The 12,887-nt window shown below is 35.7% G+C and carries 9 protein-coding genes; 4 read left to right on the top strand and 5 right to left on the bottom strand.

Annotated elements, in window-relative coordinates; all coding sequences use genetic code 11:
• Positions 1-16: 16 nt before the first annotated feature.
• Positions 17-352: a translation initiation factor gene (locus EGI22_RS06415; protein ID WP_255067240.1), complete on the bottom strand. Its 336-nt coding sequence runs from the start codon at positions 350-352 to the stop codon at positions 17-19.
• A 5-nt stretch (positions 353-357) separates the two neighbouring features.
• Positions 358-1,242 carry a diacylglycerol kinase family protein gene (locus EGI22_RS06410; protein WP_255067238.1) on the bottom strand — a complete coding sequence of 295 codons (885 nt, stop codon included), beginning with the start codon at positions 1,240-1,242 and terminating at the stop codon, positions 358-360.
• A gap of 39 nt (positions 1,243-1,281) precedes the next feature.
• Here EGI22_RS06410 and EGI22_RS06405 point away from each other — a divergent pair, with 39 nt between their 5' ends.
• Together EGI22_RS06405 and EGI22_RS06400 are read left to right on the top strand one after the other, a co-directional pair.
• Complete coding sequence (locus EGI22_RS06405; protein WP_255067237.1) at positions 1,282-1,704, top strand: DUF4440 domain-containing protein; 423 nt, start codon at positions 1,282-1,284, stop codon at positions 1,702-1,704.
• 39 nt (positions 1,705-1,743) lie between these two features.
• Complete coding sequence (locus EGI22_RS06400) at positions 1,744-2,160, top strand: MaoC family dehydratase (RefSeq protein WP_255067236.1); 417 nt, start codon at positions 1,744-1,746, stop codon at positions 2,158-2,160.
• A gap of 72 nt (positions 2,161-2,232) precedes the next feature.
• Here EGI22_RS06400 and EGI22_RS06395 read toward each other — a convergent pair whose 3' ends face one another.
• From EGI22_RS06395 to rpe, 3 genes are all read right to left on the bottom strand, one after another.
• The gene (locus EGI22_RS06395; RefSeq protein WP_255067235.1) at positions 2,233-2,412 is read right to left on the bottom strand and encodes a histone H1; all 180 of its coding nucleotides are present in this window, start codon (positions 2,410-2,412) and stop codon (positions 2,233-2,235) included.
• Positions 2,413-2,548: 136 nt separating this feature from the next.
• Positions 2,549-3,796, bottom strand: coding sequence for a pyridoxal phosphate-dependent aminotransferase family protein (locus tag EGI22_RS06390; protein WP_255067234.1), 1,248 nt, complete (start codon positions 3,794-3,796; stop codon positions 2,549-2,551).
• A gap of 127 nt (positions 3,797-3,923) precedes the next feature.
• Positions 3,924-4,571 (bottom strand): ribulose-phosphate 3-epimerase, encoded by a 648-nt coding sequence (rpe, locus tag EGI22_RS06385; RefSeq protein WP_255067233.1) that lies wholly within the window; start codon positions 4,569-4,571, stop codon positions 3,924-3,926.
• A gap of 210 nt (positions 4,572-4,781) precedes the next feature.
• Between rpe and EGI22_RS06380 the strand changes: the two genes are divergently transcribed.
• Positions 4,782-5,156 carry a LytTR family transcriptional regulator DNA-binding domain-containing protein gene (locus EGI22_RS06380; RefSeq protein WP_255067230.1) on the top strand — a complete coding sequence of 125 codons (375 nt, stop codon included), beginning with the start codon at positions 4,782-4,784 and terminating at the stop codon, positions 5,154-5,156.
• Between the two features lie 347 nt (positions 5,157-5,503).
• Positions 5,504-12,887 (top strand): PKD-like domain-containing protein (locus tag EGI22_RS06375; RefSeq protein WP_255067228.1); only part of this gene is annotated, 7,384 nt, incomplete at its 3' end.

The following is a 12,887-nucleotide window of genomic DNA, read 5'->3' as shown; positions in this document are numbered from 1 at the left end:
TATAAAAAGCGGAAGGTCAACCTCCCGCTTTTTTTGCTTTGTAGCCTTCTTTCAGAAGAAATGCCAGCATTTTGTCTCTATGATCACCTTGAATCATTATTTCAGCATCTTTCGCAGTGCCGCCACTTCCACAGACATTTTGAAGTTTTTTCTTAAGAATATTTAAATCATCATCAGAGCCAATAAATCCTTCAATTCGGCTTACGACTTTTCCGCCGCCTTTTCTATCAAGCCAAATTTTAAATTGCTGTTTATCATTTGCCAAAGTTTCAATATCTTCTTCGGCATTTTGATATTCAAAATCAGGATTTGTAGAGTAAACAACGCCTATGCTATTTTTGACTTTTTTCATATTTATTACGGAAGATAGTTTTCTTTTACATTCATTATTAGTGCATTAGGTATAGTTGTGGCCTCAATTTTTTTCGTAAAAGGTTCTACGTATTCACCATCAATATGTAAGAGAATTTCATTTTTATGTGCTAATGAAAAAGTTGAACCTCTAAAATATTCCACGTATTTGGAACTGCGAATATCTTTGCTCATCAATAAATAACCCAAATAAAAGCCATATAGTTTTGGATGAGGGCCAATAATACAACAGTCTAGAAAATTGTCATTAATTATGGCATCTGGAGCGATAAATGCGTTGTTCCCAAATTGATTGGCATTGGCAAATGTGATAGAGAAATATTGTTTTTTTTGACCGCAGAAATCACTAACATTGGTAATGTAATTAAAATAGCCTCTAAAAATAACTTTTATATAATTCCATAATCCACGACCGTGGCTTTGCTTTGCAAACATTTCGGCACAATAAGCGTCGAATCCAACACCAGCTGTACAAAAAAATGGACGATCATTTAACAAGCCAACATCAATTGTCAATTGTTTGCCCGAGAAAACCAAGTTTAGTGCGTCTTCAAAGTTCATGGGTATTTCTAAAGATCTAGCTAAGCCATTGCCCGAGCCTAAAGGGATAATCGATAAACAAGCTCCCGTATTTATAAGTTGAGAGGCTATTTCATTTATAGTGCCATCACCACCTACTGCCACAAAATGTGAATAGCCTTGCTCTAAATAGCTTTTTGCCAACTTTTTTCCATGATCTTTCTCTTTGGTCAGCTCAATTTTAGCTTTTAAGTTGTTTTTTAAAAGAAAAGATTCAATTAAGTGTTTCGAATCCAATTTTTTAGCTCCTGCAATTGGATTTATTATAAAAACAGGTGTTTGCTTGCTCAATTTTATTGGATATATTTGAAAAATAAATTAATTACAAAAATGAAAAAACTATTTCTATTTTCTATAATTTCTTTGATATGTTTTAATTCTTTTTCGCAATCTAAGGAGGATATTCTAAAAGTTATGGCTCGCCAACAGGAAAATTGGAATGCTGGAGATATAGAAAATTTTATGGAGGATTATTGGAAATCAGAGGATTTAAAATTTATAGGTAAAAATGGGGTGGTAAAAGGTTGGCAGGCCACAAAAGATCGGTATTTTAAAAGTTATCCTGATAGGGCCACTATGGGTCAACTCAAGTTTGATATTAAAGAGGTAGATTTTTTGTCTAAAAAAACAGCTTGGGTCTTAGGTCAATGGCAATTGACTCGCCCCGAAAAAGGGGATGTTGGAGGATATTTTACTTTAATTTTCAAGAAAATAGGTGGAAAATGGTTGATAGTTAGTGATCATACAAGTTAATTTTTTTTATATTTGTGAAAATACCATTATAATATAGATATGAGCGAAAAAATAGCAGTGGGTACAAAATATGAGCATGATTTTAGTTTTACCCAAGATGATGTAATAGCATTTGCTAACCTGACTGGTGACCATAATCCTATACATTTAGACGCAGAATATGCGGCTACAACAAAATTTAAAGTTCCCATCATTCATGGGCATTTGAGCAGTAGTGTTTTTACGAGGTTTTTGGGAATGGAAAAGCCAGGAGGGCCAGGGTCTATTTATATGAAACAAGAAACTGAATATTTAAGACCAATGCACGTTGACACTCCCTATCAAGTTGTTTTTGAGGTAGTGAGTGTAGATCCCAATAGGCATATTGCCCAAATAGCTACACAGGTTATAAACAAAGAAACAAAGAAAATGACCATAAGGGGAATTGGAACATTGATGAATGAAGAACATTATTAATAAAGTATCCAATTGAAACATAAAAAAAGCCACTTTTTGTAAAAGTGGCTTTTTTTATAATGTCTTAAAAAATTAAAGACCAGCATTTTTCATTGCTTGAACCTCAGCTCTAACGGCTTTTGCCCATGCACCTACATCCTGCATACCTTTTCTAACACGTGTACCGGCAGCTTTATTTTTTTTGTCATAAAATTTGTCGAAATCATCTTTAAGTGAAGTGACTAGATCGTAAAGTTCTGAATACTTATCCATGAATTTAACGGGGGTTTTAAGTGTATAATAATTAATTCACACCGCAATTTAGTAAAAAACTTGAAAATCGAATTAATTGATTTGAAAATTTTTCATTTTTTTCTGAATTAATAGTATTTTGTTTATTATTTGGTAATCAAACAGGCTTATAACTACCATTGGATAACTTTTCCTTAACTATCTCAAAGCTATTCATTGTATACTCAACATCCTCTAAGGTATGTGCTGCAGTTGGTATTACTCTTAATAGTATAACACCTTTAGGCACAACAGGGTAAACAATAATTGAACAGAATATTGCCATATTCTCTCTCAGATCTTTAATTAGGTTAGTTACTGTTGGTAAATCATAGTCACCCTGCAATAAAACAGGCGTAACAGGCGAAGTAGTATTTCCAATATCAAATCCTCTTTTCCTGAATCCTTCTTGTAATGCTTTTACGATTGACCATAATTGGTCTTTCAATTCAGGATTCTTCTTGATTAACTCTAATCGCTTCATTCCACCTAATACAAAAGGCATAGGTAGAGCTTTAGCATAAGTCTGAGATCTCATATTGTACTTTAAATACATTATGATTTCTTTTTTAGCAGCTATAAATGCACCTATTGCAGCCATAGATTTTGCGAAAGTACAAAAATGCAAATCGACAGCATCCTGAACGCCAAAGTGTTCTGGTACTCCCGCACCAGTTTTTCCCATTGTGCCAAAACCATGAGCATCGTCTACCAATAATCTGAATTTATATTTTTTCTTTAGCTCCGCTATTACATCTAAACTTCCAACAGCACCTGACATACCGAAAACGCCTTCAGTGACCACCATAATTCCACCACCTTGCTCTTCAGCAATTTTGGTAGCCCTTATAAGGTTTTTCTCTAGACTTTCCATATCGTTGTGCTTAAAAGTATAGGTTTTACCTCCTTTTGCTCTATGCAGCCTCACACCATCAATCAAACAAGCGTGCGATTCTGCATCATATACTATTACGTCTTTGAAATCTACCATGGATTCCACAACAGACATTACACCTTGGTAGCCGTAGTTTAACAAAAAAGCATCTTCTTTACCAACAAATTCTGCCAATTGCTTTTCGAATTCTTCATGCAATTCAGAATTTCCAGTCATCATTCTTGCTCCCATAGGATATGCTAGGCCATATTCTTCCGCTGCTTTGGCATCTGCTTCACGCACCTCGGGATGATTTGCCAAGCCCAAATAGTTGTTTAAAGACCAATTGAGCATTCTTTTGCCATTGAATGACATATAAGGGCCAAGTTCTCCCGAAAGTTTAGGAAATGAATAATAATGATGAGAATAATGAGCATGAGATCCAATGGGTCCCATGTTATTAGCTACTTTGTCAAATATATCTTCGACCATATTTTTAATTAAAATATTTTAATAGAAATAGAAAATTCCGTAAATTTATGAAATCTCAAAGAAAGATTTTGAATTTCAGTTTTCAAAAAGTGTTTTCAAAGGAAATAGTCAAATAATTATAAGAAAATTACAAGTTTTTTAAGCCATCTATTGCAGAAAATGGATCAGAATGGCTAAAAACAAAACTTCCTGCTACCAATGCATCCGCACCAGCATCTACCAAAGCTTTTCCTGTTTCAAAATTTACACCTCCATCTATTTCTATGATTGTATCTGCCTTTTTTTCTGCTATTAAGGCCTTCAGTTTTTTAACTTTATCTATGGTAGAAGAAATGAATTTTTGGCCTCCAAAACCAGGGTTTACGGACATTAAAAGCACTAAGTCACAATCTGTAATTACTTCTTCTAAAAGATGCACAGGTGTGCCAGGGTTTAACACGACTCCGGCTTTGCAACCATTCTCTTTTATTTGGGCTAATGTTCTGTGAATGTGCGTACAAGCTTCCCAATGTACAGAAATTATTTCAGCTCCAGCTTTTGCAAAATCAGCAATATAGTTTTCAGGTTTAACTATCATTAGATGCACATCTAGGGGTTTTTTTGCATGTTTTTTAATAGCTTCTGTAACAGGAATTCCGAAGCTAATATTTGGAACAAAAACACCGTCCATGATATCAATATGAAACCAATCAGCTGACGATTCATTAATTAGTTCAGTATCTCTTTGAATATTGGCAAAATCAGATGCGAGCATCGAAGGAGCAATGATTGGCATATTGTATTTTTATAATTTTCTGCAATTTACAGCTTTTGTCAATTATATACCAATTTATACCATTCACTCAATATTTTAGGTCATCAATTTAATGTCTATTGACAAGCGACGTATTAAAGGATATTTTCGGGTAAGTATTTTAACGCTATTTCATTTAAAGTGTTTTTACGCTAAAAATATTTAGAGCCTTTTCCCAAATTTGTAGAATAAATGAAAACTCAAAGAATTATGAAAACTTATACTGAAAACTTACCAACCGAAAAGTTAGTTTACAATTATGGAAAAAAAGCCGTAGCATTCAACAATATAAAATATATTGAGAGTTTTGCTGGTAACTATTCGATGATTAGATTAAACAACAAAGGATATATTTGCTCTTCATTTACGCTAAAACATTATACCTCGCAGCTCGAGGGTAAATGTAATTTTTTCTTAGCTAGAAAAGGACTTTTGCTTAATCTTGAATTTATTAAAGAAATAACTGAAAAAGACGGCGTAAAGTCTGTTAGTTTATCAACGGGCGAAACATTTAAATTGTCGAGAAGATTAGGTTCAAGGTTAATTGATTATCTAAAAGAAGGTTGATTAAAAGTTAAAACGAGTTAAAAGTCTTTGGATTTATGAAATCCAAAGACTTTTTTTTTATTTATTGTAAATGATGAATTTAAGGTAGCTTTTTAATATGCTTTTATCTCAGTTTTTTGAAAAAAAATTTCCTTCTAAATATTTTATGCTCTTTAAAGTTGACAAAAAAAAGAATGTTTTTGAATGCAATAATGTTACCTTCTACCAAATATAATTTTCGTATTTAATTAGTTTATAGGGTGTTATAAATATTGTATTAATTACTGCAGTTTGATGGCACAGTTTTTGTATCCTTTTAATAAGGTTTAAAAAGAACTTAGGTTTTTTTTAATCTAAAATTCACCTTTTTGGATATAACATTTGTGCAAATTTTACTAAAAGACATTTTCGCTAAGCTGCTATCACGCAGAATTTCCTTCACCATAGCATTGGTGTGGGCATTTTTTGTTTGTGGCAATATTGAGGCGAAAGAGTTTCCAGTAAAATCTACAACCAATACTTTTGTTTTGAGTCCCCCTTTAAATTTCCCTGGTGAAATTACAGGAAATGAAGTAAATAACGGACCTTATGATCCTGGTGTAATCTCGAGTGTATCAGCAGCAACTGCAACTTCATCTAGTATTAGATACCAATGGCAGTCGAGTACCGACGGTATTAATTGGACAATTGAAATTGGAAATACTTCAAATGATTCTTATGATCCAGGTCCAATTACACAAACAACTTATTACAAAAGATTAGCACGTAATACTACTTCCACTTCCACCAATACTATGGAAGGAGAGTCTAATATTATTACTAAAGCTGTAACTAATTACACTATCAATACGCCCGTAAGTGTAACTCAGGGAAATTCTATAAACCTAAATCAAACCGGTGTGTTTCCTGATTTCAGAATGGATTTGGTTGTAAATGGAGATTTTACAAGTGGAAACTCGGGATTTACTACTGATATTCCTAACAATAGATATTGGGTAACTGATCAGTCCTCTGATTATTTTTCAGGCTATAGTTTTAGAGATTATACTGGTAGAGGGCAAATGATGACCATAAACTCACCGACAAGTTCAAACCAAGATATGTGGCAAGTAACTATTAATGTTACTGCTGGAAATACTTATGACTTGTCCGCTTTTGTAAGATCTATATCTAGTAACAATATAAGTGATTTGTATTGGTATGTTGGTGGTTCTCAGATTGGATCGGCGGTTTCGGCTGGGGTAAATACCTGGAATGAACTCGCTACTAGTTTTACGGCAACTACTTCTGGAAACTTGGTTTTTTCTATTCGAAATAATAATACCAATAATTCGGGAAATGACTTTGCTTTAGATAATGTGATAATTTATGAGCACACGCCCGTAACATATTTATGGACAGGCCCTAACGGATTTACGAGCACTTTGGCCAATCCAACTATTCCTAATGCCCAACCATCAAATTCAGGTGTTTATACATTGACCGTAACTAAGAACGGATATTCAGTATCTATTAACAAAACTATTACAGTTGATGCGATAGTAATAACTTGTTTGCCGCCTTCAGTTTCTTTAACACGAAATAATGTAAATTGTAATGGAGTTGCCAACGGTTCGATAAATGCAACTGGGACTTTAGGGAATGGTGGTTCAGGAAATATTACTTATCAAATATGGGAAGGAATAGCTGGAACAAATGTTTCTGATTTAACTTCAAATTCCAACTATCCAAATTCTCCAAATAGTTCCATGACTTTGGGAATGACAAAGGCACCAACAAACTTTTCAGATAATTATGGGTCAAGGATGATAGGCTATATTGTTCCTAGAGAATCTGGTACCTACTATTTTTGGGTTTCTTCTGACGATGCAAGTGAACTTTGGATAAGCACCAATAGTTCTCCAGGAAATAAAATTTTAAGAGCCTCTGTACCTGGTTGGACTAATTCAGAACAATGGGATAAATATCCTAGTCAAAAATCTGTGGGTGTAACCCTTACTGCTGGACAGATATATTATATCGAAGTTCTGCAAAAAGAAGGTGGCGGTGGTGATAATTTGGCAGTAGGTTGGTCAAAGCCTGGTCAGCCTACAACAGCTCCGTCTGAAATCATACCTCCTTCAGCTTTGCGTCCATTTGTACCATCGTCGCTAACTACGCCTGTTTATCAGTACAGTATAAATGGAGGGGCTTTCCAATCGTCGAGTTCATTTACTGGTTTAGGCCCAGGCAATTATACTGTAACATTACAAGATACTTACGGTTGTACTGCTACTTCTTCGATTTCTATAACTGAGCCTGCTGCATTTACTTCTAGTGCCAGTTCAAATTCACCTGTTTGCGAAGGCAGCACCTTAAGCTTAACCGCCGGAAGTGTTTCAGGGGCAAATTATAGCTGGGTTGGGCCAGATGGTTTTAGTTCTAGTAATAGAACACCTTCTATAAGTAATGCTTCAAATGACGAAAGTGGGATTTATTCTTTGACGGTTAATGTTGGTGGCTGTGCCATAACATACACAACAAATGTTACAGTTACGCAAGATCCAGTTTTAAGTAAAACATTTATTAACCCCTCATGCGGTTTTAATAATGGAAGTATAACTTTAAATATTACGGATGATCCTGCTCAAACACAAATGGAAATCAGCATTAATGGAGGTTCAACTTATCCATATACTGTTAATGACGACATTGGGACATTTACAATTAATGGTTTGGGAACTGGTAGTTATGCAATTAGAGCTAGATGGACAACAGGTTCGGCTTGTAGTACTTCTTTTGGTACCACCACTTTAAGTTCTAATAATAACTTATTGGGACTAACGATGTCCCCAGATATTACCACTTGTAAGCAAACTGATGTGGAGATCTCAGGGGCTACTACTTTAGGCGTAGCACCATATTCTTATTCATGGAATAATGCTGCTGGTAGTACTTCTACAGTTACTGTTAGTTCAGCTACTACCAAAAACTATCAACTGACAGTTACAGACAATGCGGGTTGTACAGCTACAGGCAATGTGACGGTAAGTGTTGTAAGTAGTCCCGGAGTAGCTATTACGTCAAATGATAGTTTGATATGTGTAAATGGTGCCTCAACCATAACCTCTGCAATAGATATCAGTGGTACATATAATTATCAATGGCAGCAATCTGCCAATGGTACATCTGGTTGGACAAATATATTTGGAGCTACTAATTCGTCATTTACTAATTCTTTTTTATCTCCGGGAGATTATTTTTATAGAGTAATCGTGTCAGGTTCTTCGGGAGCTTGTAATCCTGGTACTTCAAATGTATTTAAAATCACCGCCGTTTCTACGCCAACTGCGGCTGTTGTGGCACCAAGTAATATTACTTGTGTCAATACCCAGTCTAGCATTTTTGCAAATGTTTCGAATGGTACTGGATCTATAACTTATCAATGGCAACAATCAGCAAATGGTACATCTGGCTGGTATGATTTAAGCGGCCAAACAGCAGACTCTTTAAACCCAGCAGTAAATGTTTCTGGAAATTATTATTTTAGAGTAATAGCCTATATGTCAGGAATTGGCTGTTCTTATGCCGTTTCTCCTAGTTATACTTTTTCAGTATTAAATCCAGGGACAGTTACTATCTCTCCATCTAGTTCATTGATATGTTTAAATGGAAACGCAACATTAAGTGCTTCAACATCAGGTGTATCGGGTGCTTATACATATCAATGGCAGAAATCGAATAATAATTCTACTTGGATGAATATTTCAGGTGCTACAGGTAATAATTATTCTCCTTCTAATGATTCTACAGGTGTAAGATATTATAGAATAAATGTAAATTTTAGTTCTTGTGGTTTTCAATCTACGTCTTCAGTATCAATTGATGTCGATTCAGTACATGTAGTTGACGCCTCTATTACTAATCAACCTGTTTGTATTGGTGGTACAACCCAATTGTTAGGAACTGTAACAAATGGTAGAGGAACAATAACCTACCAATGGCAGTCTAGAACCAGTACTTTTGGAACGTGGAATAATATTTCAGGGGCTACTTCAATTAATTATACACCTCCAACAAGTTCGGCGGGTACAATATATTACAGATTAAGAGCTACTTCGAGTGCTTCAGGTTGTGGAGCACAATATAGCCCACAAATCCAAATGGATATTGTGCCTCAAACTACTGTAACGATCGCTCCTAGTAGTGCAACCATATGTTTAAATGGTAATTATAACTTAACTTCAAGCATAAATAATGGAGTGGGACCTTTTACTTATCAGTGGCAAGTCTCATCAACTTCTCCTACAAGTGGGTTCTCAAATATTTCAGGAGCTACAAATGCGAGTTATGTAATACCTACTAACGCCTTAAATACAAGATATTACAGAGTAATAATAAATGCTGCTGGAAATGGATGTATTCCTGCTACATCAAGTGCACAAACGATAACCGTATTGCCTTTACCTAATGTAAGTGCTACAAATTCAAGCAATACTTATTTAAGTACAAGTCAATGTATAAATACTATAGTAAGATTACTTTCTTCATCAACAGGAACGCCAACTGTAACTTCATACACTTGGACAAACAGTTCAGGTTTTTCAAGTAGTCAACAGAATACTACCAATTTACTAGTTTCAGGTTCTTCTGGCGGTATTTATACTGTAACCGGTATGGGTTCAAATGGTTGTGCTAATACGGCTACAACTAATGTGATATTAAATACTAATTGTGGGAGTATTTGTACATCTGCAGTTCAAACTACACCTACCAATCCATCGGGTTGCTCAAATACAGATGGTAAAATTACGATCGATGAATACGGCGGCAATAATTATGAAACAAGTATTGATGGCATAAATTGGTTCAGAGGATATCATGCATATACTGGATTAGGGGTTGGGACCTATTTAATATTTTATAGAGATTATACCTCAAAAATTATTTGTAGGACTATAAATAGTACATTGGTTTCTAAAACTACCGCTTTTTATACAAGTGAAACTGTAACTAGTGCTACAAGTTGTAAGAATTTTGATGGTAAAATTGTTATATCTGGTGTGCTTCCTACGGATCAAGTTTCTTGGTTTGCTGCCTATAACCCTACTTACACTACGGTTTCATCATTAAGTCCTACCAATACCATTTCCGGATTAGCTACTGGTACTTATTATGTAAGGGTTATAAGAGGTGGAATATATTGTTTTAGTGAAAGAGAAGTAGTTGTTGGAAATAGCGGACCTGCTTGTTTGTCAAACGCTATATGTTCTGGTTCAACATCTAATTTATTTGTAAATGGTGATTTCGGAAGTGGAGCTGCAATGCAAGGTTCGGTATTACCAGTAGGAACCACTCAGTATGGTTACACGAATTTTACATGTTATTCTCCAGATGATGGATTTTATTCAATTGTGAATAATACAGATTGTAACGGTGCATCATTGGGTGGAAATACTTTTGGAACTTGGGATATTTTGACAGAAGACCATACTCCGGGCGATACAGGTGGGTATATGATGGTTGTAAACGCTGCTTTTAATCCTGATATTGTAGTTGAACAAGCGATTAATAACCTATGCCCTAATACGCAATATAACTTTACCGCTTGGATTAGGAACATATATCCAATAGGTCCAATTAAGCCAAATTTTGCTTTTTTGATTGATGGTGTGAGACAGTATACGACTGGAAACATTACTGTTTCTGGTTGGAATCAAGTTGGTTTTTCATTTAAAACTGGCAACAATACTTCAGCGATTTTTAGTATCAAGAACAATGCAGGTGGTGGAAATGGAAATGACTGGTTAATAGATGATATTGTAGTAAACAAATGTCCATTAAATATTACGTTAAATGCACAGTCGGTCGCATGTCTGGGTGGAACAAATGAAACTATATCTGCCTCAATTGCAGATCCATATGGTGAGTATGATTATTTCAAATGGGAGGAAAGTATGGATAATGGAGTTACTTGGACTCAGACCACTGCTCCTTCTCAAGGCACATATATTTCAGGAGTAATGAATGTTTCAGTCAACCTTCCAACTCCTATAGTTTCAGCCTTAAGTGGAAAGTTGTATAGAATTAGATTGGCAACAACTTTAGGGTCTATTAATGATCCAACATGTTCAGTTACGAGCCAAATTACTCAAATAATCGTACCACCAGTTACTGTTACAATAACACCACCAAGTACTATTTGTGAGGGGCAATCTGTAAGTTTATCTGCTTCCGGAGCTGGTGGAACGGCACCTTATAATTATACATGGACACCAGCTGCAGGTTTAAGTGCAACAAATATTTATAATCCTACCGCAAGCCCGACCACTTCAACTGCTTATACAGTTACTGCAACAGATGTTGATAATTGTATGGCAACTGCCACAACTTCAGTGACGGTTATTCCAATGCCTATTGCCAGTGCTACTGCCCAAACAGTTTGTTCAGGTGCATCGTTTTCTGTAATGCCTACAACAAATATTGTAGGAACTACTTATACATGGACATCTGCAGTAACTTCGGGAACAGCCTCTGGAAACGGAAATCAATCAACTGCAATAGCTGGCCCTATTACTGGAACTATTATCAATAATACTACAGGAAATGCTGTGGTTAGATATACAGTTACTCCATACAATGGTACTTGCCCTGGTGCAACTTTTACTTTTGATGTTACAGTAAGACCAAATATTGTAATTACGAATCCTGGACCTGAAACTATTTGTTCTGGCTTAAGTTTTAGTAGAACTCCGACTTCAAATATTGCCGGAACTCAATACACTTGGACTTCAGCTTTAACATCAACACCAACAGGAGGAACTATTACTGGATTTACCAATAATAATATCGCATCTTCCGCTCCGATATCACAAACATTAACCAATACTGGAACTACAAATGGTGTTGTAACTTATACGGTTACACCAATTGCAAATGGCTGTAATGGAGCTCCATTTTCTTTTGCAATTACAGTACAACCAACTATTGTTATTACGAATCCAGGCCCTCAAACGATATGTTCTGGTGCTGCATTTAGTAGCACACCAGTTTCTAATATTGCTGGAACGACGTATAAATGGACTCAAGTTGTGACAACTGCTCCTACAGGCGGTTCAATTAGTGGTAATTCAAATAATTCAACTCCTTCAGCAGCACCAATTACGCAAACATTATCAAATTCGGGCACTACAAATGGAGTTGTAACATATACCATAACTCCAGTTGCAAATGGGTGTGACGGAACGCCATTTACTTTTGCCATAACGGTTCAGCCTACGATAATAATAACCAATCCAGGACCTCAAACTATATGTTCTGGTACGGCTTTCAGTAGAACACCAACTTCTAATATTTCTGGTACAACCTATTCTTGGACAGCTACAATAACAACTACTCCAACTAGTGGAACTATTACAGGATTTTCTGATAACTTAGTTGCATCTGCTGCCCCAATTTCTCAGACTTTGACAAATTCAGGTACTACAAATGGCGTAGTTACATATACTGTTACTCCAGTAACTGCTGGTTGCTCGGGAACTCCTTTTACTTTTGCAATTACAATCCGACCAACCTTAACGGCATCACTTTCCAATCCAGCAGTAATCTGTTCGGGAGCAAGTGTAGCGGCGGTAACACCAACAAGCAATATAGCAGGAACGACCTATACTTGGACCGCACCAACCATGAGTGCAGGAGTAACAGGAGGAGTAGCTCAAGCAACAGGTGTAGCAACTTTCTCAACAGGAGCTTTAAGTAATTCAGGAGCAGCAA

This window comes from Lacihabitans sp. LS3-19 (genome assembly GCF_024343575.1).
Lineage (GTDB): Bacteria > Bacteroidota > Bacteroidia > Cytophagales > Spirosomataceae > Leadbetterella.
The sequence above is the reverse complement of the archived record's forward strand: the minus strand, read 5'-3'. Positions and strand labels throughout refer to the sequence as shown.